The 23,886-nt window shown below is 37.8% G+C and carries 22 protein-coding genes and 1 riboswitch; of the genes, 5 read left to right on the top strand and 17 right to left on the bottom strand.

Annotated features, from left to right (window positions below):
- Window position 1: 1 nt before the first annotated feature.
- From ACQQ2I_RS09060 to dapF, 7 genes are all read right to left on the bottom strand, one after another.
- Window positions 2–853: a transporter substrate-binding domain-containing protein gene (locus ACQQ2I_RS09060; protein WP_431030202.1), complete on the bottom strand. Its 852-nt coding sequence runs from the start codon at window positions 851–853 to the stop codon at window positions 2–4.
- A gap of 101 nt (window positions 854–954) precedes the next feature.
- Window positions 955–1,141: riboswitch (Lysine riboswitch) on the bottom strand.
- A gap of 957 nt (window positions 1,142–2,098) precedes the next feature.
- Window positions 2,099–3,343: a 2-oxoglutarate dehydrogenase complex dihydrolipoyllysine-residue succinyltransferase gene (odhB, locus tag ACQQ2I_RS09055; RefSeq protein WP_431030201.1), complete on the bottom strand. Its 1,245-nt coding sequence runs from the start codon at window positions 3,341–3,343 to the stop codon at window positions 2,099–2,101.
- 98 nt (window positions 3,344–3,441) lie between these two features.
- Window positions 3,442–6,246: a 2-oxoglutarate dehydrogenase E1 component gene (locus ACQQ2I_RS09050; protein WP_431030200.1), complete on the bottom strand. Its 2,805-nt coding sequence runs from the start codon at window positions 6,244–6,246 to the stop codon at window positions 3,442–3,444.
- A gap of 235 nt (window positions 6,247–6,481) precedes the next feature.
- Window positions 6,482–7,882, bottom strand: a complete 1,401-nt coding sequence (locus ACQQ2I_RS09045) for a sensor histidine kinase (protein WP_431030199.1) — start codon at window positions 7,880–7,882, stop codon at window positions 6,482–6,484.
- Window positions 7,879–8,550: a response regulator transcription factor gene (locus ACQQ2I_RS09040; protein WP_431030198.1), complete on the bottom strand. Its 672-nt coding sequence runs from the start codon at window positions 8,548–8,550 to the stop codon at window positions 7,879–7,881. The genes ACQQ2I_RS09045 and ACQQ2I_RS09040 overlap by 4 nt, the downstream gene beginning before the upstream one ends.
- Before the next feature lie 153 nt (window positions 8,551–8,703).
- On the bottom strand, window positions 8,704–10,737 hold the full coding sequence (locus tag ACQQ2I_RS09035; protein ID WP_431030197.1) for a PAS domain S-box protein: 2,034 nt from the start codon (window positions 10,735–10,737) through the stop codon (window positions 8,704–8,706).
- 19 nt (window positions 10,738–10,756) lie between these two features.
- The gene (gene dapF, locus ACQQ2I_RS09030; protein ID WP_431030196.1) at window positions 10,757–11,722 is read right to left on the bottom strand and encodes a diaminopimelate epimerase; all 966 of its coding nucleotides are present in this window, start codon (window positions 11,720–11,722) and stop codon (window positions 10,757–10,759) included.
- A gap of 330 nt (window positions 11,723–12,052) precedes the next feature.
- Here dapF and ACQQ2I_RS09025 point away from each other — a divergent pair, with 330 nt between their 5' ends.
- Window positions 12,053–12,601, top strand: a complete 549-nt coding sequence (locus tag ACQQ2I_RS09025; RefSeq protein ID WP_431030195.1) for a GNAT family N-acetyltransferase — start codon at window positions 12,053–12,055, stop codon at window positions 12,599–12,601.
- A 194-nt stretch (window positions 12,602–12,795) separates the two neighbouring features.
- Here the strand turns inward: ACQQ2I_RS09025 and ACQQ2I_RS09020 are convergent, their stop codons facing one another.
- From ACQQ2I_RS09020 to ACQQ2I_RS09005, 4 genes are all read right to left on the bottom strand, one after another.
- Window positions 12,796–13,872: an undecaprenyldiphospho-muramoylpentapeptide beta-N-acetylglucosaminyltransferase gene (locus ACQQ2I_RS09020; RefSeq protein ID WP_431030194.1), complete on the bottom strand. Its 1,077-nt coding sequence runs from the start codon at window positions 13,870–13,872 to the stop codon at window positions 12,796–12,798.
- Between the two features lie 443 nt (window positions 13,873–14,315).
- The gene (locus ACQQ2I_RS09015; RefSeq protein ID WP_431030193.1) at window positions 14,316–15,221 is read right to left on the bottom strand and encodes a CobW family GTP-binding protein; all 906 of its coding nucleotides are present in this window, start codon (window positions 15,219–15,221) and stop codon (window positions 14,316–14,318) included.
- 159 nt (window positions 15,222–15,380) lie between these two features.
- Window positions 15,381–16,868, bottom strand: coding sequence for a S41 family peptidase (locus ACQQ2I_RS09010; RefSeq protein ID WP_431030192.1), 1,488 nt, complete (start codon window positions 16,866–16,868; stop codon window positions 15,381–15,383).
- A gap of 189 nt (window positions 16,869–17,057) precedes the next feature.
- Complete coding sequence (locus ACQQ2I_RS09005) at window positions 17,058–17,201, bottom strand: hypothetical protein (RefSeq protein ID WP_431030191.1); 144 nt, start codon at window positions 17,199–17,201, stop codon at window positions 17,058–17,060.
- Between the two features lie 679 nt (window positions 17,202–17,880).
- Between ACQQ2I_RS09005 and ACQQ2I_RS09000 the strand changes: the two genes are divergently transcribed.
- The 4 genes from ACQQ2I_RS09000 to ACQQ2I_RS08985 all read left to right on the top strand — a co-directional run bounded on the left by ACQQ2I_RS09000 (window position 17,881) and on the right by ACQQ2I_RS08985 (window position 19,707).
- Entirely contained in the window at window positions 17,881–18,399 is a 519-nt protein-coding gene (locus ACQQ2I_RS09000) for a general stress protein (RefSeq protein ID WP_431030190.1), read from the top strand.
- Window positions 18,400–18,664: 265 nt separating this feature from the next.
- A complete protein-coding gene (locus tag ACQQ2I_RS08995; protein ID WP_431030189.1) occupies window positions 18,665–18,865 on the top strand; it encodes a hypothetical protein in 201 nt (66 codons plus the stop codon).
- 36 nt (window positions 18,866–18,901) lie between these two features.
- Entirely contained in the window at window positions 18,902–19,144 is a 243-nt protein-coding gene (locus ACQQ2I_RS08990) for a DUF2651 family protein (RefSeq protein ID WP_431030188.1), read from the top strand.
- Window positions 19,141–19,707 carry a hypothetical protein gene (locus ACQQ2I_RS08985; RefSeq protein ID WP_431030187.1) on the top strand — a complete coding sequence of 189 codons (567 nt, stop codon included), beginning with the start codon at window positions 19,141–19,143 and terminating at the stop codon, window positions 19,705–19,707. The genes ACQQ2I_RS08990 and ACQQ2I_RS08985 overlap by 4 nt, the downstream gene beginning before the upstream one ends.
- Window positions 19,708–19,883: 176 nt before the next feature.
- Here ACQQ2I_RS08985 and deoD read toward each other — a convergent pair whose 3' ends face one another.
- From deoD to ACQQ2I_RS08955, 6 genes are all read right to left on the bottom strand, one after another.
- Window positions 19,884–20,591 carry a purine-nucleoside phosphorylase gene (gene deoD, locus ACQQ2I_RS08980; protein ID WP_431030186.1) on the bottom strand — a complete coding sequence of 236 codons (708 nt, stop codon included), beginning with the start codon at window positions 20,589–20,591 and terminating at the stop codon, window positions 19,884–19,886.
- A 107-nt stretch (window positions 20,592–20,698) separates the two neighbouring features.
- A complete protein-coding gene (locus ACQQ2I_RS08975) occupies window positions 20,699–20,920 on the bottom strand; it encodes a YozE family protein (RefSeq protein WP_431030185.1) in 222 nt (73 codons plus the stop codon).
- Window positions 20,921–21,285: 365 nt separating this feature from the next.
- Window positions 21,286–21,726 carry a peptide-methionine (R)-S-oxide reductase MsrB gene (gene msrB / locus ACQQ2I_RS08970; protein ID WP_431030184.1) on the bottom strand — a complete coding sequence of 147 codons (441 nt, stop codon included), beginning with the start codon at window positions 21,724–21,726 and terminating at the stop codon, window positions 21,286–21,288.
- On the bottom strand, window positions 21,719–22,252 hold the full coding sequence (gene msrA / locus ACQQ2I_RS08965; RefSeq protein WP_431030183.1) for a peptide-methionine (S)-S-oxide reductase MsrA: 534 nt from the start codon (window positions 22,250–22,252) through the stop codon (window positions 21,719–21,721). The genes msrB and msrA overlap by 8 nt, the downstream gene beginning before the upstream one ends.
- A gap of 5 nt (window positions 22,253–22,257) precedes the next feature.
- A complete protein-coding gene (locus tag ACQQ2I_RS08960; protein WP_431030481.1) occupies window positions 22,258–22,818 on the bottom strand; it encodes a YpmS family protein in 561 nt (186 codons plus the stop codon).
- Between the two features lie 11 nt (window positions 22,819–22,829).
- The gene (locus ACQQ2I_RS08955; protein ID WP_431030182.1) at window positions 22,830–23,762 is read right to left on the bottom strand and encodes a GDSL-type esterase/lipase family protein; all 933 of its coding nucleotides are present in this window, start codon (window positions 23,760–23,762) and stop codon (window positions 22,830–22,832) included.
- Window positions 23,763–23,886: the final 124 nt, after the last annotated feature.

Genomic DNA, 23,886 nt, shown 5'->3' with positions numbered 1-23,886 from the left:
ATTATTGTTGTGCTGGTTGGTTTGCAATCGCTGCTTCCATTAATGTTTGGCGTTCCTCTTCTGAGATGCCTGTTAAAATTTCGTTCATTTTATCTTTGTTTGAATCGCCTTTACGAATTCCGATTGCTACTGATACTTGCTCTTCAGATACTTCAAAGCCTTCTTCTAGTTCAGTATAAGTGAAGTTGCTATTTGCTGCTGCTGCAGAAATCGCTTCTGGACGCTCCGCTACATAACCATCAACTGCACCTGTTTCAACTGCTACACGCATTGCTGGGAAATTATCCATCGCCACTTCTTTTTTAACGCCTGGAATTTGATCAATTACATCGTAGTTTGTTGTATTTAATTGTGCTGTAATTTTTGCTCCCGTAAAATCAGCTAATGTTTTAGCCTTTTCATAAGCGCCACCTTTTTTTACTACCATGACAAAATCAGAAGTATAGTAGTTTTCTGTGAAGTCAATTGACTCTTTACGCTCTTTTGTTGGACTCATCCCTGCAATAATCGCATCTACTACACCTGATTGAAGTGCTGGTACTAAACCATCCCACTCAGTTTTAACAATAACTAACTCTTTTCCAAGCTCTGCTGCTACCTTTTTAGCGATTTCTACATCATAACCGCCTGCATACTCGTTTGAACCATCAATTTTTACTGCACCGTTAGAATCATTCATTTGAGTCCAGTTAAATGGCGCATAACCCGCTTCCATTCCAATACGTAATACATTGCTCTCTTCTTTCCCATTTTCGTCTGACGATGATCCTGTTTGCCCTTCATCAGATCCACATGCTGCAAGAATTAACATAGTCATCATTGCAGCCATTAATACTAATAGCTTCTTTTTCATACAATTCTCTCCTTTTTCTGATAGTTTAGGCAATAAATAAAGCGACCTTAGAAGAACGTAAGGTCGCATAATTATTATTAGCCCATATCCTCTAGTTCCCATATTGAGATAGCACACCTTGAATGAACGGGAAGAATCAAACAAGACAGTCCTGCAATTATTCATTGCAAACCCAGTGTATCGTAGTGAGCCTACAAACACACTTCGGCGATATTCCCTTCTCTTTCATTTCATCGTTTGCTCTAAACTCTATGAAAAACTAATAAATACCGCGCCTCTACCTCACGAGATTGTGAGGCTTAGTTATTAAATTGATAATAGAATATTACAACATTCTAATTTTTGTGTCAATATTCATTTTTCTGACACATGAATAAATATACTCAAAAACGCTTAATTCCACGAATATTTCCATTTAATTCAAGTGTTTGATTCACATCTCAGTAAAATCTTATAGCAGGACTAATGTCGCGATAATCTCGACTGACACATAAAAATATATGATTAGCTAACACTTCTGTATGACCAACTGCGCTAATTCTTCTTATCTCTGCATATATAACTATACGGTTAATTGAATAATCGTCTTCACCAATATGGTTCATCACCAAAAGTCGGGGTTGCCTTATATACATGGCACACTCCACTCCGAGCGGATGCTTTCCGCGGGCATGGCTTCAGTCTCCTCGTCGTTCGTCCCTCACTCCTGCGGGGCCTTCAGCTCATGCAATTCCCGCTGGAGTCACCGCTCTCCGTTCCATGTGCTACCTACTTCTACATAAATTGTTTGCTATAGGTGGAACACAGATTATGATGAAGAAGTATTCATTTTTTGCCATAGCGTACTATTGTCATAGAAGCCAAGCTTTACTTCACAACGGAAACGTACTGTGGTGAAGTATAAAGGTCACAATACTTATTCTATTCAATACTTTTTACTATTTTTGTATTTTTTGTTCATTACGAATTGATGAAATAAAGTGTTTATTGATTGGAGTGGAAGCTGGGCGACTCCTGGGGGATTAGCGTCCTAGATGAGACCCTGGACTGAGCGTAGCGAGGGAAGCGGCTCATCGGACGCCCCCCGGAAAGCGCCCAGCTGGAACGGAAATCAACCCCAAGTTACGGTGATGAACCACCAATATAACAATTTGCATTATTCTCATTTATTTTTCAATCTGATGATACGATATCAAAATACAAAAAGCCTCTAACAAAATTTGTTAGAGGCTTTCATTGTATTCATTATGAATTTAATAATAAATCTTCTGGGTTCTCAATTAACTCTTTAACTGTTTTTAAGAAGCCTACAGAATCTTTACCATCGATGATACGGTGGTCATAAGAAAGTGCCACGTACATCATTGGACGGATTTGAACTTCGCCGTTTACAGCTACTGGACGGTTTACGATTGAGTGCATACCAAGGATACCAGCTTGTGTACCGTTCATGATTGGTGTTGACATTAATGAACCGAATACACCACCGTTAGTGATTGTAAATGAACCACCAGCCATGTCGTTTAAGCCTAATTTTTTGTCGCGCGCTTTTCCTGCTAACTCTGCGATATCTTTTTCGATTTGCGCAAAGTTTTTCGCATTTGCATCGCGTACAACTGGTACTACTAAACCTTCTTCCGTTGATACAGCTACACCGATATCAAAGAAGTTATTTAAGTGAATTTCGTCACCAACGATTTGTGCATTTACATAAGGATATTTCTTAAGTGCTGCTACAACCGCTTTTGTGAAGAATGACATGAAACCAAGTTTGATGTCGTTATCTTTTACGAATTGCTCTTGTTTACGTTTACGTAATGCCATGATATTTGTCATGTCGATTTCGTTGAAAGTCGTTAACATCGCTGTTGATTGTTTCACTTCTAATAAACGTTTTGCAATTGTCTGACGACGACGAGACATTTTCTCAATTGTTACACGATCTGTTTCAGCTGCAGGTGTGAAAATAACTGGACCTGTTGTCGCTACTGGTGCTGCTGCTACAGGAGCCGCTGGTGCAGTTCCATGTGCTGCTACGTCTTGTACACGTACACGCCCTTGTGGATCTACTGGTGAGATAGCTGCTAAATTGATGCCTTTTTCACGCGCTAATTTACGAGCTGCCGGAGAAGCTACTACGCGCTCACCTGAAGTTTCTTCCACAACTGGTGTTGGTGCTGGTGCTGCCGCTTTTGGCGCTTCTGGTGCCGGTGCTGCTTCAGCTACTGGTGCTTCTGGTGCTGGTGCTGCACCTTCGCCTGCTTCTACTACTGCGATTACTTGACCTACAAGTACTGTATCGCCTTCTTCAGCTAAAATTTGTTGTAATACCCCTGCTTCTTCAGAGATGATTTCAGCGTTTACTTTATCTGTTTCTAATTCTACGATGAATTCGCCTTTTTCTACGCGATCTCCAACTTTTTTCACCCACTGGGCAATTGTACCTTCTGTAATAGATTCTGCTAGTTCAGGGACTTTGATTTCAGCCACTTTAATATCCTCCTTTGATATACCATTTGCTGTTTTAGTATAAAGCAAATGGGCGGGCTACTTCAGGAAGTAGCCCATTATTCACAAAATTTATTATATTATTTTGATACAGCTTCCGCTACTAATGCAGCTTGAGCTGTTTTATGTGAATCTGCATCGCCTTCAGAAGTTGAGCTCATTGCAGGACGACCTACATAACGAACTTTTTTACCTTCAGCTAATTCATATAAATGTTCCAGCACATAGTTCCAAGAACCTTGGTTCTTCGGCTCTTCCTGTACCCATACGATTTCTTTTACATTTGGATAACGAGCAATGATTTCTTTCACTTGCTCTGCTGGGAATGGGTAAAGCTGTTCTACACGTACGATGTGTAAGTGGTCGAAGCCTTCACCATCTTTTACGCGATCTGCAAGGTCAATTGTTACTTTACCAGTAGCAAGTAAGATTTTCTCAACTGCTTCTACATTTTTGCCCGTTGTTGGTTGTTCGATTACTTCGCGGAATTTGCCATTTGCTAACTCTTCAGCTGACGCTGCTGCAAGTGGATGACGAAGTAAAGATTTTGGTGAAACAACAACTAATGGGCGTACACCTTCCGTGCCTAACATTGTAGCTTGGCGACGTAATAAGTGGTAATAGTTTGCTGCATTAGAGCAATCTACTACGAACCAGTTGTTCTCAGCTGATAACTGTAAGAAACGCTCCATACGGCTTGAAGAGTGCTCTGGACCTTGTCCTTCATATCCGTGTGGTAATAGCATTACTAAACCTGATTTTTGACCCCATTTCGAGCGAGCAGCTGAAATAAAGTTATCGAACATTACTTGTGCCATGTTTGCAAAGTCACCAAATTGTGCTTCCCAAATCGATAATACGTTAGGGTTTTCAAGGTTATATCCATATTCAAAGCCTACAACACCAGCTTCAGTAAGCGGTGAGTTGTGCACTGTAAATGATGCGTTCGCACCTGAAATATGGTGTAATGGTGTAAATAACTGACCATTGTTTTTATCGTGTAATACTAAGTGACGTTGTGAGAACGTACCACGCTGTGCGTCTTGACCAGTAAAACGAACTGGGTGACCATCTTGGATAATTGTAGCAAATGCTAATGTTTCCGCATGACCCCAATCGATTTTTTCTGTCGCGAAAGCTTCACGGCGTTTTTCTAAAATTTTACCAAGCTTGTTTTGTGGCTCAAAACCGGCTTCAAATTGAAGTAATTCTTCATTAATTTTTTCTAAACGCTCTGCCCCAACCGCTGTATCGATTTGAGGGAATGAAACTTTTACTTCTTCAGGCATTTCAATATGAGCATGCTCGTCTTTTTCAGCCATTGCTTTCACATGATCATAAGCAGCTTGCATTTCCGCATAAATTTTCGCATCTAATACTTTTACCTCATCCGTCGTTACTAAACCTGCGTTCGCAAGCTCCGTACCGTATAATACACGGATTACATCATGTTTCGCTACTAATTTGTAAGTATCTGGGTTTGTTACTGTTGGGTCATCTGTTTCGTTGTGACCGTAACGGCGATAACCAATTAAGTCAACTACGATGTCTTTCCCGAACTTTTGACGGTACGCTGCAGCGAAGCGACCTACTTGTGCTACTGCTTCTGGTGCATCTGCGTTTACATGAATAACTGGTACTTCATAGCCTTTTGCAGGGTCAGAAGAATATACAGAAGAACGTGAATCATAATGTTCCGTCGTGAAACCAATCATGTTGTTTGCGATAATGTGAACTGTACCACCAGTAGTGAACCCTTCTGTTTTCGCAAAGTTTAATGTTTCTGTTACAATCCCTTGTCCTGGGAATGCAGCGTCACCATGGATAATAATACCTAAAGCTTTTTGTGGTTTGAATTCCACTGCGCCTGGTTTTGTTGTATCATCTTGAGCTGCACGAGTTGTACCTAATACTACTGGTGCTGCCACTTCTAAGTGTGATGGGTTGTAAGCTAATTTAACATTCATACCAGAGTCACGAGTGTAAGATGCACCCATATGGTATTTTACATCCCCAGTCCAACCTTTTGTAATTTCTAAACGACCATCTTCTGGTAAGAATAAATCATTTGAAACGTGAGCAAAATCAGAGAACATCATGTCGTATGGTTTATTTAAAATGTGTGTTAATACATTTAAACGACCACGGTGTGCCATACCGATACGAACATTTTCTAAATTGTCCTTTTCGACTGTTTTTAAAATTTCGTCTAATAAGATAATTTGTGTATCTAAACCTTCTCCAGAGAAGCGTTTTTGGCCTACAAATGTTTTATGAATAAACTTTTCAAAGTTTTCAACACGTGTTAAACGTTCAAGAATCGATTTTTTCTCATCATTTGAAAGTGCTGCCTTTAATGCACCTGATTCGATTTGTGACTGAATCCAAGTACGCTCTTCATCATTTGATACTTGGTTGTATTCAAATGCAATTTTATCTGCATATACAGACTTTAAGAAGTCGATAGCCTCTTTCCCGTTTTTCACACCAGCAGGTACTTCCTTAAAGAAAACGCTCGCTGGGATTTCAGCTAAATCAGCTGCTGATAAACCGTATACGCTTTCATCAATACGAGAAGTATCTAATTTGCGGTCTTTTAATGGGTAAAGATCTGCTGCTAGGTGCCCATAACTACGAATTGCATCAGCTAAGCGTACTGCTGCTAATACTTTTCGGTAGTCACCTTGTGTTGCACCAGTTGCTTGAACAACTACATCAACACCTTCTACTTGTGGTGCACCATAACTTTGGAATAGCGCGACTAATTCTGCCTCTACTTCTTCAGGAGACTGCAGGTATAGGTCATATTGCTCTAAAACATAACCTAAGTTTGGACCAGCAAATGCTGACCAAGGGGAACCTGCAGAGTATACATTGTTCGACATGAAAAATAACCTCCAACTTGTGCCTTATCGGCAGTTCCATTTATTAATTAAAATAAATCTGTATAATATTTTACCATTCTACGTGCCATTATGAAATTATTCATAATACTTTGCACACAAGAACGTTTTTTCCATCTCAATCTTACTACTCTTCACAAAAAATACAACTCTTTTTAGCAAAATAAGCAATTTTTTTCGCGAACAATTAAAAAACAAAAAAAAATTGTACAATTTGTTACATTTTTATGGTTAAGCGCAGTAAAAATACGGTACCTTTTCCCATTTGACTATGCACTTCAATTTCTCCTCCATACTTATCAATCAGCATTTTCGTAATACTTAAACCTAGCCCTGTACTACCTTCTACATGTACGCGCGCATCATCAACACGATAAAAGCGATCAAATATATACGGCAGATGTTCTTCCGCAATGCCAATACCATTATCAGAAATTTCAATATAAACATGATCATTTTCATAATGAATCATCGTTTTAATATAGGGCATATTTCCATTGTACCGAATACTATTCTCATATAGGTTTCGTATAATTTGTAATAATGCTTCATTCGATATTGCTGCATGCTTAGGCTGTCCTACAACACTTGTATCAAACGTTACTTCTTCATAAATAAACTGCAATTCTGTCGATACTTGCCGAACGACTGCTTCTACATCCGTACTAGCATTTTCTGCTATTGATTCTTTTCGAGCAAGCTGAAGAAGCTCTTCCATAATCTGTTTCATACGTGCCAACTCATTTAGTGTTGTATCGAGTGACTCCTCCAATACGTCAGGGTCATTTTTTCCCCAGCGCTTCATTAACGATAAATGGCCTTCCATTGATTGAATAGGAGTTCTCAGCTCGTGCGACGCATTAGATATAAATTGCTGTTGCCTGTTAAACGAAATTTTCAACTCATGGAGCATCGATTCATAGATCCTAAGTAAATCGCCTATTTCATCTTTCGCATCATACTCAAAATCAACCTGTGTTTCAAAGCCTTGCTCCTTCACAGCTATCATCGAATTACGCAGCTGGCGAAGTGGCCTAATCAGCACATTAGATGCATAGTAACTAATAATCGCAGCTAACAATACTGCCCCCACCCCCATCATGAGCATCGTTGTGAATATATACCTCATGATGGATTGGAACGCTGTTAATGGATGCACAAGTTGTAACACATATTGTATCGGTCCAATATGCACAAGCCGATGCATGACGTAAACATCTCGCCCATCTAAAGTCGTTTCATCGATAATCGTTTCATTTGGCGATGAAAAGAAAATAGCTAAATTGGCAGCAGGTGACGTATTATTAATTTGTAATATTTCCTTTCCATCGAGCTGATATAAACGTACAGTTTGATCTTGATTTAAAATCGCCTTCATTAACCCGGTTTGATTTTGAAGATCCTGTATTGTAACAGTTAAACCTTGCGAAGCAAAAAACGATGACATATCATCCACTGTCCGAAGTGCATTTTTTTCTTCATTGGCTAATAACCACGTATGTAGTGCAATGAAAATAACGATACAAATGGCAGCATATGAAATTAAAATCGCCACTCCTGTCGTTAGCATCCATTTTGTTTTTAAAGATTGGTGCTTTAACCGATCCTTTATGTTCATTCACGCATCACATACCCTACTCCACGAACAGTTTCAATATATGGGCTCTTTTCCGTTTTCAGTTTGGCTCGCAAATGACGAATATAAACATCTACGACATTCGTTTCAACTTCCGTTTCATATCCCCATACATGTTCTAAAATAAGTTCTCGTGTACATACTTTATTTTTTTGTTCTACAAGCAATTTCAACAAATCGTACTCTGTTCGCGTCAGTTCAAGTTTCCGTCCTTCAAAAATCACTTCATAAGCAGTCGTGTCAATAGATAAGTCCCGAATGATTAATTTTTGAACGTTCTCTAGTTTCGGCTGTATGCGTCTAAAAATTGTTCGAATACGGGCTAACAACTCTTCAATTGCAAACGGCTTCACAATATAATCATCTGCTCCTGCATCCAGTCCTGCAACCCGGTCCAATACCGCGTCACGTGCTGTTAATAAAATGATTGGCACATCTGATTCTTTCCGAATGCGACGACACACTTCAATCCCGTTCAGCCCTGGCAACATGACATCCAATAAGATACAATCATATTTTCCGTTTAAAGCCGTTTCTAATCCATTCCTTCCATCATGACAAACCGTCACCTCAAACTGTTCATGCTGAAGTTCTAGTTCTAAAAAACGCGCAATACTCTTTTCATCTTCTACAATTAATATTTTTTTCATAACACTTCTTCCTTTTGATAAAAAATTCAAGCACTTCAAACTGGGTGGTGATACCTTAATATACCACTACTGGAGGAAAAGCGCTTTGGATATGCAAAAAGGGATGTTTGGAAAGCTTTCGCTTTTCATACATCCCCAACTTCCATACAAAATCTAATCATAAATTTTGTAGCTATCTTTTTGTATTGATTTTGATTCACACAAAGCTTGATCGGCTAAGTCCACTAGCTTTTCCAACTTTTCGCCGTGATCTGGATAAAATGCGACGCCCATCGAAGCTGTAGTTTGGAAATAGTGCTCCCCTATCGCCCATCCTTCGTGAAGCTGCATGCGAACGTGCTCAATAAAAGTTTGAACTTGTTCTGTGCGAGTCTCTTTATTTCTAGATAAGTTCGTTAGGATCACAACAAATTCATCTCCACCTACACGAACGACTAAATTATCAAGCGACACACTTTTTATTAACGCATTACTAAACTGGCAAATAAATTGGTCTCCCACATCGTGCCCATAACAATCGTTCACTTCTTTAAAATTATCCCCATCAATATACACAATGGCAATCGACTCATATTTTGAGCGCGCTTTTTCGAGTAAATGTGGAAATTCCTTATCTAAATAACGACGATTCGGTAAATTTGTTAAACTATCATGGTACGCCATAAACATTAAAATACTTTCGCGTTTTTTACGCTCTGTAATTTCTCGAGAAAGCATAATAAGCTGATTCATTCCATTGTAATCGTTGCTATAGACAACCTTATAATGCCCTTCTGTCCAAAACAGTTCTCCGTGTTTCCCCTGTAATTTAAGCTCTACCTTTTGTTCACGTGTATTGTCATGAAACCCCTCAAGAACGGTTTGCCATTTCGGGACACTCTCTTCGGCCAATAGTTGCGCATAAAACTTACCAAGTAATTTTTCTTCTTCGTAACCAAGTAAGCGCACATATGAAGGCGATGCATAACTTATAATACCGTCTTCATCCGTTATGATGATTAAATCATTTGTATTTTCAGTAATAACGCGGAATGTACGCTCAATATTGCGCAGTTGCGTCATGACACGCTTCTTTTCCGAAACATTAAAGTGGATCCCTAAATATTGCGTAATATTGCCCTCTATATCATTTAACGGAATGATTGTCGTTTCGTTCCAATACGTTACACCGTACTTGTCATGGTTGCAAATTTCTCCATGCCATACATTGCCACTCCGAATTGTGGCCCAAAGATTTTGGAAAAATTCAGGCGGATGATAACGAGAATTCACGATTTGATGTGTATTACCGATAATCTCTTCCCGTGTATAACCCGTTTGCTTTAAAAATCGTTCATTCACATCCACAATTTTTCCATTTATATTCGTGATGGATATATCGGCTGCTGAATCCATTGCCCGTTTAAACGTTTCTAAAATGTGGGATGTTTGATGCAACATTTGCTCTTGCTCAAAATACTTTGTAATATCTTGTAAAATGATGAACACGGCCACTACTTCATTTTCTTGCTTTAATGGGGAAAATGTGGCTGTAAAACTTCTTTTCACACCTTCTCTATCGATAAAGTGCACCAATTTTGTGGCGAACATGCCGCCCTGTTGAGCTTCAACTAAATATTGCTGTAATTCCTCCATTGTGTCTGCATCAATGAAATTCAAATCTAAAAAGTGTTTACCACGCATGATTTGCATATCGATATTAAACGTTTGAATAAATGCTGAATTTGCCTCTAGTAATTTCAAATCTTTGGACACTAATATTGTTGACATAAGCGTTTTGAAAAAGATATTACGCATAAATAAATACTTATCTTGTAAATCTCTTTCAAAAGCAATCTCTTTTGTAATCGCTAATATATATTGCTGTTCATGATGAATAATCGGAAGGACTGTCGTTTCATATTTCCGTACTTCCGATTCAAAAGTAATATAATCTTGAAAACTTTGCTGCTCATTTAGCTCCAACGCCAAATTGTAATATTTCAATATTAAATTAGTCAGCTCAACAGATCGTACTTCTGTTAGCTTTTTACCAATAACCTCTTCATTAAAAATACTTCTAGCTGCTGGATTTGTATAAATATAGGTGTAATCATTGCCTAATTTTTTGCACAAAAATACAAAGTCCTTACTTTTGCTGAATAACATATTGAACTGTTTTTCCGAAAGTAATGGTTGACTCATCATTACACCTACCTCTTTATACTTAATTGAAAAATGGTTTCGTTTGCTTCTCTACAAACTGGATACATTCTTCATATTCCACTTGTTCATTAGTAGATTGAGTCTGTAACCATTTTAAATTATTCCCTAATATCTCTAATTTGTAAATTGATTGAACTGTCGCATTCCCAATTAGTAATAATTGATAGCGTTCGTTTTCCTGTTGAACGATACATTTTACGAAGCCGCCTGGATTATACACTGTGACACTAGTAGATTCCACAATACCATGTAACTTTGCTACTAGTGCCGATGCTGTCATGGCTGTCCCACATGCATTTGTAAATCCTACACCGCGCTCATATGTCCGGACAAAAATACTGTCCGATGTCATCGGATACACATAACTTACATTGACCCCATCATAGCAAAATTCATTTTCTGAATTTAAGTATTGTGCTAATAAAAAATGGTGAGACTTATGCTTAATATAATAATCGCCTACAATCCCGATTACATGTGGATTCGGTACAGATACAGCTGTAAATTGAATCGTTGGTGAAAACTCTTCAATTACTTCATTCATGATCACATCTTGGTCTTTATACCACATTGGTAATGAGGATAGCGCAAATGATACAGGGGAAATTTCTACTGAATAAGTTGGTAACTGCTTAAACAACGGTTGCTCCTTTTTTACACGTAAGTTCGCTTTCATTGTTTCGATGACCGCTTCGTCTACACCTAATTTTTCACACACATAACGAGCGACGCAGCGTAAACCATTACCACACATCGATGCTTCAGATCCGTCTGCATTGATTACACGCATTTTAGCATCTGCTACACGAGAAGGGCAAACAATGAGCAGTCCATCTGCCCCATCTTCATTCTCTTTATGACATAACCAGCTTACAAGTGTTGGCCAGTCGAACTCGTTCTCATCACCTGTTTCATACAGATAAAAAGTATTACCCGAACCATGTACCTTTAATAAAGTAATATCCATATCTATCTCCTCCACACTATATATAATTATATTATCGTTTAATAGAACTTCATTCAATAAAAGTGATACATCATTTTCACATAATTCAGAATTGAATTCACAATTTATATAAAATTTACTCTTTTACGAGCTATTATATTGCATTAGGTAATATTTCTGTTGTAAACTGAAAGCACAAAATACTATTTCGATATTGTGTTTTCATAAGCAAGATAGAGGGGAAACTAACGGTAAAACGATAGTTCGACGTCTATTTCTTTTAGGTTGGAATCAAGTTCGAAATCATTGCCTGACCCTAGGCTACACTATCCTAAAAAGGAGGCGTTTTGCATGTTAAAACAGCGAGATCTTCATGAAACAACAGAGCTATACAATTTACTTTCACACCCTGCTGTATTTCCTTATGTTCGTCAAAAAGCAACTTCTGCTGAGGAATACTTGTTTATGACCAAACAATTAATCGAAGAAGAACAACAAGGGAAAACCATTTCCCGCACAATTACGGATGATTGGGGGCAACCAATCGGAACAATAAGCATTTTTGACGTGCAGGACGGCGCCGGCTTTCTTGGTACATGGATAGGTAAGTCCTACCAAGGAAAAGGCTATAATCAAAAAGCAAAATACTTGTTCCTAACGGAGTTATTTTATAACTATAACTTCCATACTGTCTTCCTCCGCATCCGCCAAGAAAATGAGCGTTCCAAAGCTGCCGCATTAAAACTCCCGTATGTTCTCTGTGCCCGTGAATGTCACCCAGCATTATATGAAGAAATCAATGCAGGTGAATTAAAATATAGTTTATTTAAAATTCCTAAAGACTTATTCTATTTAACAACTGCGCATGAACGTGCAGAAGAAGAAGAACAAGCAATGTGAAAATACCGAGTGTTGCACAAAAGAGGCATTCTGAATGCACAACACTTTTATAAGAATAGAGCAATCTTATGTACATTCCATTTTGACATAAGATTGCTCTTTTTCTATAAAACATGATGAAGTTTTTTCAAAATACACACGCACGATTCACTGAAATTTTCATGCCTGAATGAAGAATAAAAAATCAGGATCATTTATTTTTCATATTGAGTAATTAATGTCACCATTTCACTAGGTGTTTTTGGGGGCTCCGCATCAAGCATTTTATCAATCATTTGTGTTTCATCTCGAATCAAGTCTTCAATTGACTTCATAAAGCTGTCTTTTGTTAACGCTTCTTCTTCTAATACATGCGCAAAGCCTTGTTTTTTAAAAATCTGCGCATTTAAAATTTGGTCACCACGACTTTTGGCTGCTGATAGCGGAATTAGTAACATCGGCTTACGTAATACTAAAAACTCAAAAATGGAGTTGGAGCCTGCCCGAGAAACGACGAAATCAGCTGCATATAGTAAATGTGGTAACTCATCCGTTACATAATCAAACTGTTTATACCCTGGGACTTCTAGTAAATTTTCATCTACATTTCCTTTACCACATAAATGAATAATCTGAAAGTCCTTTAATAACGTTTGTAAATTGTCACGCAACGCTTCGTTTAAGACTACAGAGCCTAAACTGCCCCCCATCACGAGTAGCACCTTTTTAGATTTATCAAATTGACATAATGCCAAACCTTTCGCTTTCGAGCCTTCTAATAGCTGTTGGCGAATAATAGAGCCTGTGCACGTTGCCTTGTCATTTGGTAAATGCTGCATCGTTTCTTTAAATACAGTAAAAATATGCGATGCAAATGGAAGGGCCAATTTATTCGCTAATCCAGGCGTTACATCCGACTCATGGACAACGACTGGGACATTAGCTAACTTAGCCGCAATCACGACAGGAACTGAAACAAATCCCCCTTTTGAAAATACAACAGTCGGCTTTACTTTTTGCATCACCGAAAAAGCTTGCGCAACCCCTGCCAACACACGAAATGGATCGGTAAAGTTTTTCATTGAAAAATAACGCCTTAACTTCCCACTCGAAATTTCATGATAGGGTACTTCAGGAAAGGCATTTTTGATTAATTCCTTTTCAATCCCCTCCTGTGAGCCGATATAATGTACTTTATAGCCCTCCTGTAACAAGGTCGGTATGATGGCTTCATTTAACGAAACATGCCCAGCTGTCCCTCCACCAGTTAAAATAATTGATTTATCTTTCACAAACATTCTCCTATTCTTTCCACAAATCCACTAATTATCATCATTTATTATTTCATCATAAAAGACACACATCTTTACTAATATGCAGATGTCATGTCGGCATTTCTATTCCGTTTAATATGTTTGGCTGAACGAAAATATACATTGCGTAAAATTCGGTTATTTTAGGCTATTGTTCATATGCATAATATTTTTTGGATTATACATTACAACTAATACTAATTATATGTTATGCCTTTTTTAATCACAACGACAATTGTAGCATAATATGCAGCGCCAACAAACCATTTACAATGTATTAATACCGATTAACGGTCATTACAACATGGTTCTATCAAAATAAAACTATATACTTTTGACTAAAAAAGCGAGGACAATAATTGCCCTCGCTACAAAATTACACATATGAAGTTTTCCGATTTATACGCCTTCAAACAATTATTCTAACTTTCCGTTCCAATAATCGTTAAGTCTTTTATATTTTCACCAATGATCACAAGGTTTGCTGGCATTTTAATGTACTCAGGTAGCCACTGCACCATGCCGTAAGCATATTGAAATAGCATCGGGTTTTTAATCCCTTGAATCGGTACATACCCTTTCATGCGGTACACAGATTGTGGCAAGCTACGTACCCACTCTTCAAACTGCTCTTGTGTAAAACTTTCAGTAAATTCCACTAAACGTGAACTTAAATTAAAGCTTGCCCCAATTTTTGCAGAGACGATTTCACTTTTATCTGTCCGTACAGTCGATTGCATATTTTGTAACAACAAAAACGGCACTTTTCCATTCGTTGTTTGCAAAATAAAAGCATTCGGGTTAAAGCTCTGTAGCTCATATACCACTTGCGCCTGCTCCGTTTCTGTCAATAAATCCGTCTTATTAGCGAGTAATAAATGTGCATGGCGGATTTGCTCTAGAAATAGCGAACGAGCTTGTGGGGATAACGTTGTACGATTTAACCAAAGCTTGCTGTCAGCGACCGTCACAATACCTTTAATATTCAACTGATTGGCAAAGAGCGGTGAATATACCGCGTCTAATGCTTCTACCGGATGGGCTGCGCCTGTTGTTTCAATAATAAGTACATCAAACTGCGCATCATGTAAGAGCGATTGAATTTGTGCTTCTGTTTTTTCTGCCCCTGAGCAGCAAATACAGCCCTCTAACATTTCCTTTAAAGGCACATCCTCTTCTACTGCTTGTGAGTCAAAATTTAATTTCCCCAACTCATTCATGATAACAGCTGGTTTTAACCCTTGCTCCTTTAATTGACGAATGACATCTGTTAACATGGATGTTTTTCCGCTACCTAAAAAACCACTAAATAAATATACGTCTTTCAATGTAAACACTTCCTCTATAGAAAAGGGGGTGTCCAGAAAAGCGAAAACTTTTCTGACATCCCCTTCACTTTTTTGATCAATATCTACTAAGAACTATTGCTCCTGCGGTGGTCGCAATGGAGCCATCTGAAAATGCCTTTTCAGACGGCTCCTTTACCATTATTCAGCTGGTGCTTCTTCAGTTCCTAATAGCACGTTTTTTGCTTTTAGTACCATTGGATCTTCTTGTTTAATTTTGTCACGTAATGCATCCATTAGTGCATATGTCGTGTCTCCAACTAAAATACCTGTTTGTTCTAGCTCTTGTGCTTTTTGGAGTGCTTTTACTGCACTTGCTGTATTCGCATCAAATTTTCCGTCTACTTCACCAGGATTATAGCCTAAAGCTTCTAACATGCCTTCTGCTGCTTCAATCATTTTATTATTCATACCCGAAGACAATTCAGTTGCCGGGTCAACATATGATAAGGACGCATAACTTGGGTACTGTACTTCAATCGTAGGTGTTACCCCTTTTTCATTGATCCAGTTCCCTTTTGGTGTCAACCATTTACCTGTTGTGAACTTTAAGTTAGAACCGTCTTTTAAGTAGCTGACTGTTTGTACCGTTCCTTTACCGAACGAGTTCACGCCAATGACCTCAACATTACCCGATTCATGTAGTGCTGCCGCTAAAATCTCAGAGGCAGAGGCACTTCCTTCATCAATTAACACGGTAACAGGTTGCGTAAATTTTTTGCCGCCTTCCGCTTTAAATACTTCCGGCTCACTAGCACGACCTTGCACCTGTATAATTGGTTGACCTTCTTCCAAGAATAAACTTGCAATATCAATCGCTGCTGTTAAATAGCCACCGGGATTTTGGCGTACATCTAACACAATACCTTCCATACCTTGTGCTTCTAATTCGTTTAAAATGGCTACAAGCTCGTCATATGTTTGCTCGCTAAATGATGTAATTTGAATATGAGCCATTTTATCGTCATCGATTTCACCGTAAACTGTTTCAATTGGAATATCATCACGCACAATGGTCATTTCCATTGGCTCTGCTTCACCGCGCTGTACCGTTAATGTCACCGGTGTTCCTTTTTCACCACGAATTAACAACACCGCTTCCGTCGCTGTCATCCCTTGAATACTTTCACCATCAACAGATAAAATAATATCTTGCGGTAAAAGTCCCGCTTTTTCAGCCGGTGAATTTTTAATTGGCGATACGACCACGATATAGCCGTTACGTTCTTGAATTTCTGCTCCAATTCCTTGGAAGCTTGAAGATAAACCTTCGTTAAAATGACTTGCTTCAGTCGTATTCATGTAATCTGTATATGGATCATCTAGTGCGTCAAACATGCCATTAATCGCACCTGAGATAACTGCTTCTTCATCAATCTCAACATAATAATTATCTTTTAATTCATCAAACGCATCATATAATCTTGTAAATTCCCCGCGTTCTACAGGGACTTTTACTTCTACCACTTTCTTGTCACCAAATGTAAGAGCTAAAATTGTTAAACCTGCTGTTAATAAAATTGTTAGGAAGATTAGCATGATCAGTGCAAACGGCTTTATACGTAAAAACTTCCCCGCTGGCTTTACTGGTTGCTCCTTCATTTCTTCCTCTCGTTTTTGTTCATCCATTGAATTTCACCACTCTCTAACTTGCATTGCATGCTATATAACATATTAACAGTTTGCATGCCTTCCGAAAAGGAAAGACGTTAACTTTTTTATAAAGTTTCGCAGAAAAATGAAAAAAACTTTTATTAGCGTCGGATATTATGTATTGTTAATCGAATATTTCGACTATAGCGATTGATGTTTTCCCCACTATAGCAAGGATACTACTGTCAACAAAATAATAGACTGCTGAAAAACTGTCAAAAGAACATTCGTTATACTAAAATTTTGTTTCAGTAGCAACTCCCCTGAACCTACTGATTCCGCTGTTTCATACGGTTGATGCTCTTCCATGATGAACGACTCGTCTTGAATCGCTACATCTCCATGCAATCTTCACTATAACTAAAAATGACTTCGCTTTAGATTGTAACCAAGAACAATTAAAATGGATTATTTTCATACCTCCTAGATTGTGTCACATAGCGAAAACGACCAATTGAGGTTTAGTCGTTTTTTGAAGTGAGCGTGTGATTCTTCATATAAAAAAATTGCACGTCACCTTTTATTGCTATCACGATAAAGAAGAATTTATTGTTTTTCACAGATGACTACACCCTAAAGACGTGTACCAATCAATTTTGATATACGATAAATTCTCTAAAAAGGCTTGATTATATTCATTTTCTGTTCAAAAAGAGGAATTTTTCTCTCTCCGTGTAAGGTTTCTTTTTAGTACATTTCTCTCTTTTTTATCACAGCAGCCCTTCTTAGAGCAATTGATTTTGAATAAAAACGTTTATTTTTTAGCTAAAATGCACGCAAATAAGACGATTCGCTGCATAGACACGCTCATATTTATTATTTTAACGGTTAGCCTTATCCGCTCTCAATTTCCAATTCAATGCCAATAAATACCTTACTATGTTATAATCTCATCATATAAAAAATCTCAAGTTGGTTTACATATAAGATTTAATTTTCTTTTTATATTTCTAAGTAAAAATGATCTATCAGGGGATGAATATTAAAGTTGAAGAAAAAATTAGAAAAAAGGTTAGCCTATTTATATTCAGGTGAATTGGCTTCTGTCGTCGTTTTTGTTTTTATTAGTTATCTATTTAATTATGCATATCCTAATCTACAATTATATTCACTATATTCATTTTGGGCATCTTTCATCCTTTTAGAGCTTCTTCTGCTCCAAGGAACAATTTATTGGTATGCAAAATTGAAAAGACTCAGAAACGAGAATACAGCTACCCCCCCTATTAAGCTAGTGCGACAGTTACATCTTTGTAAAACACTAAATATAATCTTAATTATACTCCCGATTATTGCATTCACCTTTGATATTATAAAAGGTTATCCTTCATTGCCATTAGGCGGATTAGCAATCGCATTCTTTATTTATATCTTTGCAGTTCTAGAGTACATTAATTATTTTTATATTCAACTTTCATACGATAACAGCTCGGATATTAGACACTTGTTAAAAAATAAAAAATTGAAGCAATCCTGTATGAATAAAGATTTTAAAAGAATTTCATAAAATAACTATGACTCTTCACCGAGCTTATCCCCTTATTTGCTGGCATCTCGGCCAAAAATAAATGTTTTTTGACTGGATGCGGTAGTGGCTCGGATACTGTAGCTTTTTGTCCATTCAATGTTAACAGTTTTAAGATGATTTATATGAATTACTAACAAATTAATATCTTATAAAGAGATATGAAATTCACCAATTCAAGGGTTATACATATGAATATAATCATGCATGCAAGTTCTTTTGTTATAGTAAATAGGAGAATAATTCAATGAGCAAAACAGTTACTTTTGCAGTAAATACTAAATATGAAGATCGAATAGAAGAAACATTCACTTTTGAACAATTAGGGCTCGATGAGAATATCCCGATCGAAACAGTCGAAAGAGAGGTAGATGGGATTTTTAAAGCTTGGGTTAGCCATCAACTTAATATTTCTTATAGTATCATTATCGACACGGACAACGACTAAAGAGGGAATTTACTTATTTGACGAACAGGGGATATTATGGAATTTCTATTTATATTTTTAATTTTACCTATTATAGTTCTGATTGCTTCTGTACTAAGCTATTTATTGTTTAAAAAATGGTTCATAGCTCCATTAGCAGTATTTGGTACATTAACAATTTTAACATTTACAATTTTCAATAACACCTTCTTTATTTGGGTGATTGTTTTTACGATTTTCTCTATTTTTATTAGTGTAAGTATGGTCATTATAAAAAAGCAGAACGGTAGGTTGAGATGAGACATATTATGCTGCTATCCATCGGTTTATTTCTATCCATTAGTTTAATCGGTTGCCAACAAAATGAGAATCCTCAAAAACCTTCTATTAATGAAAGCAGAGGTAATCGTGCAGAGGTGACAGATGGCGATTTTGTATACCGACTCATTACCAAAAAAAGGCAATATGTTGAGAATGAACCGATAAAGCTTTATGCCAAATTACAATATATAGGAGATAAAGCAGAGATAGAAATCACGCATGCACATTCACCTTTTTATTTTCCAATAGTCGAAACAACAAGAAATTATGAGATTCACTACTTTATGGACCTACCGTTAGCAACGACAAAATTAGTCACAGGCGAATCGCTTCGTTTTGACTACCAAGGAGGTGGAGGATATAGTTCTGAAGATGAGAAAGATTACATCGCTTTTATGAAACATGTTATGAATGATGAATTTCCAAAAGGTTACTATATTGCGAACGGTTTTGTAGATTTTTCTGTGATGGGTGATCATGCAGAGAAGAAAGATTATCATATTGAGGGACAAGTTGAATTTGATGTACATGATGGTAATTGAACTCCCCTATCCTCTTCTGCTACTCCATACATAGCGTGACAGCTTCCTCTGCCCCCCTTCAATAAAAAATACCCAACAAGCCCCTATTTTCACCGGGCACTTATTGAGTATTTTTACACGCTACATTTGAGGTTTAAGCACTTTGATGTACTCACTCCATGATTGGATCTTAATGACTACTCTTGAATCGCTGCATCTAATGCGATACGCATCATATCTAAGAATGTCGTTTGACGTTCTTCAGATGATGTTGCTTCGCCTGTTAGGATGTGGTCAGATACAGTTAAGATTGATAATGCTTGACGATCAAATTTTGCTGCTAATGTATAAAGTGCTGCAGATTCCATTTCTACTGCTAATACACCGTATTTAGCAAGCTTTTCATTTTGTTCTTCATCTGAGTAGAACATATCAGCTGTGAAAATGTTACCTACTTTTACGTTTAGATCAGCTTCTGTCGCTTTATTGTATGCTTTGTATAATAAATCAAAGTTTGCTGTTGGCGCGAAGTCAATACCGCCGCCCCAGATTATTTGGTTCATACGTGAATCTGTTGAAGCAGCTTGCGCTAGAATGACATCACGTACTTTCACGTCTTTTTGAATCGCACCGCACGTACCCACACGGATTAATTTTTGTACGCCATATTCTTGCATCAACTCTGTTACATAAATAGAGATAGATGGTACACCCATCCCTGTCCCTTGTACAGATACGCGTTTTCCTTTATATGTACCTGTAAAACCTAACATGTTGCGTACTTCATTGTAACAAGTTACATCTTCTAAAAATGTTTCTGCGATAAATTTTGCACGTAGTGGATCACCTGGTAATAATACGATGTCTGCGATGTCGCCTTGTTTTGCAGCAATATGGATACTCATATCATAATCCCTCATTTCAGTTATTTGTCACCATTATCATACTGTGTTTTCTTTACAGATGCAATGGTTAGACGTCTTGCAAGAAAATGTTAGAGTAGTTTGTCAATTTATACTGATAAACCATACTTTGTTGCATATGTATCCCACAATTCATCAAATACAGAAGTTGCTAAATCTGCATTCGCTTGCATTTCGATATAGGCGCTTAATTCATTGAAGTCCGTTGCCGTTTTTGGAAAGATCGAATCATGAAACATGGCCTCTGCAAAGCGCCCTTTGTCATCCCGGGCTCCTCGATATGTTAATACATAATGATAAAAAGATTTCATATGCTACCTCACTTTTTGTTTTATAATATTTTCCCAACAGTATTTGCACTTGCCGCAAATGTACATGTTACTCGCTTTTGTAAAGCATACATTCAATCTACTATATGTCAATCTTTTTTTAGTTTACGCTATATATGTGCATTTTAATGTTCCAGCATCACGATTGACTGGATACGATAAGGTTTTGCTCGCACCGGATTGTTTTGACCGGATGCAGCAACTTTTTGCTCGGATACCTTAGCTTTTTGACCGTTCACCGTCGACAATTTTAAGATGATTTCTATAGTTAACGTATATAATCTATACATGTTGCATCCATCGTATAAAGACATCCCGATACATTACACAGCACGAAAAAACGCCCCTTATTCAGAAGCGTTTTCAAATAATGATGTATATTCCCCGTACCCCTCTTCTTCTAAGCGGTCGGCTGGGACGAAGCGGAGTGCGGCTGAGTTGATGCAGTAACGTAAGCCACCAAGCTCTTTCGGGCCGTCTGGGAAAACATGTCCTAAATGGGAGTCCGCTGTTTTACTACGAACCTCTACTCGGCGCATTCCAAAAGACGTGTCAAAGTGCTCGGTAACTTCTGGTGCCTCCATCGGTTTTGCAAACGCTGGCCATCCACACCCTGAATCGAATTTATCCTTTGAGCTAAATAATGGTTTGCCGGATACGATATCAACATAAATTCCGTCTTCAAAATGCTTGTCGTATTCATTGCGGAATGGTGGTTCTGTGCCATTTTCTTGTGTCACATAATACTGTATTTCTGTTAGCTCTTTTAAGCGTTGTTCTTTATTCATGTGAATTCCCCCAATGCCTTTCAATAAACGCCACACGCCCTGAACCGACCGAGTAGCGGTTATAATGGGCTGGATTTTTCTTATAATAATACTGATGATATTCCTCTGCACGGTAAAATGGCTTTGCCTCACGAATTTTTACCGCAATCGGTTGTCCGAACTTTCCTGATGCCTCTAGCTCTTCTTTCACACGCGTTGCTATTTCCTTTTGTTCTTCATCGTGGTAGAAAATCGCTGTCGTATACGATTCCCCTCGATCATAAAATTGACCACCAGCATCGGTTGGATCGATCAATGTAAAATACAATCGTACTAACTTTTCATACGAATATATTTCAGGGTCAAATGTAATTTGTACTACTTCTAAATGCCCCGTTGTTTCGCTACACACTTGTTGATATGTTGGCTGTTCAACATGTCCGCCTGTATAGCCTGAGATTACACTTTCAATACCGGGCTGCTCATCGAATGGCTTGACCATACACCAAAAACAGCCACCTGCAAAAGTTGCTACTGCCACCTTCATACCTCCTATTCTGATGGAACAATGACTTCTAACACAATATGATCCTTTTTTAAGTCGATTTCTTTTGCTCGTACACGCGAACCAGAAGCGATATTAATACGAGATAAATCGACGAAAATTTCCTCATCATTTGGCATAATCGTAATCCAAGATGGGAAATCAACAGCGTCTTTCATTAACTTTAACACAGTTTGTGGTGGGATATTTAGCTTCCCTACATTGACAGCCGTTTGTTTTAAGACGATGTTCCCCTCTTCTACAATGGGTTCAAAGTCCATGACAATCGGCACATCGACAGAAAAGACTGTTAATGTACTAAAAACTTGAATTTGAGTATTCACTTCAATTTCAACGGGTAACGGCGATTTATTTAACGCATCACCTAAATACTGCTTCGTAATGGACTCAAATTCTTGTGCTGTTGTTTGTACAGTAATAACATTCCCCTCAGTTTGTGCCGGTTCTGGTTTTTCAACGTCTTCTGCAGGTGATGTCGCTAAATAAAAGATAGCGGCAATTGATAAAATTACCGCACCCGCCAAAGTGAAAAAGGCCACTTTCCACACATTCAATACGCTCACTCCTCAATGCCAATACGACCTGCTGACATTTCCTCTATATCACACAGTTCCATATAGTCAATAATTCTTCCCGTCATCTGTTCATAACCACTTGCATTCGGATGGAAGAAATCCGTGTGATAAACCATGCCCTCATTTGTCTCAAATAAGTCGCTAATTGGCACGAAGCATGCATTTACATCCTCCGTTGCGATTTGTGCTATCACATCATTCCACTCATCAATAATGGTTTCAAACGGCGTATATTCATCCGTTATAATGGAAACGGGATTATAAAACCCTATCAATAGTAGTGGTGCATCACTATTTCTTGCGCGAATTTCTGCTACTATGTTACGATAACGCGCTTCGAAAGAAATACGCTCTTTATCAAACATTTCCTTATTCAGTGAAAATAAATCAGCTTTTACAATTTTCATTATATCATTTCCACCGAGCGTCATCGTCATAAAATCTACATACGGCAACTCTTCATCATAATGTCCGCTTTCCAACAACTTCAACAATTGGTCGCTGCGGCGTCCATTTTTTCCACGATTATCGAGCTCTACCTGCTTAATGGCAGGCCATCTCTCTAGTACTTCCACTAAGCGGTTTGTATAACCGTACCGTTTACTCTCATCACCGATTCCTCTTGTCAATGAATCACCAAATGCCATATATTGAATCGGCTCTGCGTCACTATTTTTCCTTGTTCTCCAGTCTAAATGTAAAACAGCTTCAATAAATCCTTGTAGATTTGTCTGCTCTTCTATGAATCCTTCCTCTACTTCGTTTATTTCAATTTTTGGCGTTTCATTTATCAATTGCTCCGGTTCAGTGTATGGTTCGTTTTGCTCTTCCTCTTTCGGCTGTGGGTCATCAATTGTAATGAAAGAACAACCAGCTAAAACAATTGTTAAAAACGTTAAAATACCGAATCGCCACATACTAAAACTCCCTTAGCTCAATGTATATCTATTATAAGTTTATGATGAGCGGATTGAAAAGCTAACAATCCTCAGGACAATAAAAATTATGTATTTGAGAATGGGCATTTATAGAAGAAGGAAT

The sequence above is a fragment of the Lysinibacillus sp. LZ02 genome (assembly GCF_050613145.1).
In the GTDB taxonomy this organism is placed as follows: domain Bacteria; phylum Bacillota; class Bacilli; order Bacillales_A; family Planococcaceae; genus Lysinibacillus_B.
The sequence above is the reverse complement of the archived record's forward strand: the minus strand, read 5'-3'. Positions and strand labels throughout refer to the sequence as shown.

Bases quoted from the DNA above. Each gene is read 5' to 3' on its own strand.
- msrA (WP_431030183.1), bottom strand. From the start codon at position 22,252: ATGAAGGTGGCAGTAGCAACTTTTGCAGGTGGCTGTTTTTGGTGTATG.
- ACQQ2I_RS08990 (WP_431030188.1), top strand. From the start codon at position 18,902: ATGGAATTTCTATTTATATTTTTAATTTTACCTATTATAGTTCTGATT.
- ACQQ2I_RS09025 (WP_431030195.1), top strand. From the start codon at position 12,053: ATGTTAAAACAGCGAGATCTTCATGAAACAACAGAGCTATACAATTTA.
- ACQQ2I_RS09050 (WP_431030200.1), bottom strand. From the start codon at position 6,246: ATGTCGAACAATGTATACTCTGCAGGTTCCCCTTGGTCAGCATTTGCT.
- ACQQ2I_RS09010 (WP_431030192.1), bottom strand. From the start codon at position 16,868: ATGGATGAACAAAAACGAGAGGAAGAAATGAAGGAGCAACCAGTAAAG.
- ACQQ2I_RS08955 (WP_431030182.1), bottom strand. From the start codon at position 23,762: ATGTGGCGATTCGGTATTTTAACGTTTTTAACAATTGTTTTAGCTGGT.
- ACQQ2I_RS09005 (WP_431030191.1), bottom strand. From the start codon at position 17,201: ATGGAAGAGCATCAACCGTATGAAACAGCGGAATCAGTAGGTTCAGGG.
- ACQQ2I_RS09045 (WP_431030199.1), bottom strand. From the start codon at position 7,882: ATGAACATAAAGGATCGGTTAAAGCACCAATCTTTAAAAACAAAATGG.
- msrB (WP_431030184.1), bottom strand. From the start codon at position 21,726: ATGAATAAAGAACAACGCTTAAAAGAGCTAACAGAAATACAGTATTAT.
- deoD (WP_431030186.1), bottom strand. From the start codon at position 20,591: ATGAGTATCCATATTGCTGCAAAACAAGGCGACATCGCAGACATCGTA.
- ACQQ2I_RS09035 (WP_431030197.1), bottom strand. From the start codon at position 10,737: ATGATGAGTCAACCATTACTTTCGGAAAAACAGTTCAATATGTTATTC.
- ACQQ2I_RS08995 (WP_431030189.1), top strand. From the start codon at position 18,665: ATGAGCAAAACAGTTACTTTTGCAGTAAATACTAAATATGAAGATCGA.
- ACQQ2I_RS08985 (WP_431030187.1), top strand. From the start codon at position 19,141: ATGAGACATATTATGCTGCTATCCATCGGTTTATTTCTATCCATTAGT.
- ACQQ2I_RS09040 (WP_431030198.1), bottom strand. From the start codon at position 8,550: ATGAAAAAAATATTAATTGTAGAAGATGAAAAGAGTATTGCGCGTTTT.
- ACQQ2I_RS09060 (WP_431030202.1), bottom strand. From the start codon at position 853: ATGAAAAAGAAGCTATTAGTATTAATGGCTGCAATGATGACTATGTTA.
- ACQQ2I_RS08975 (WP_431030185.1), bottom strand. From the start codon at position 20,920: ATGAAATCTTTTTATCATTATGTATTAACATATCGAGGAGCCCGGGAT.
- dapF (WP_431030196.1), bottom strand. From the start codon at position 11,722: ATGGATATTACTTTATTAAAGGTACATGGTTCGGGTAATACTTTTTAT.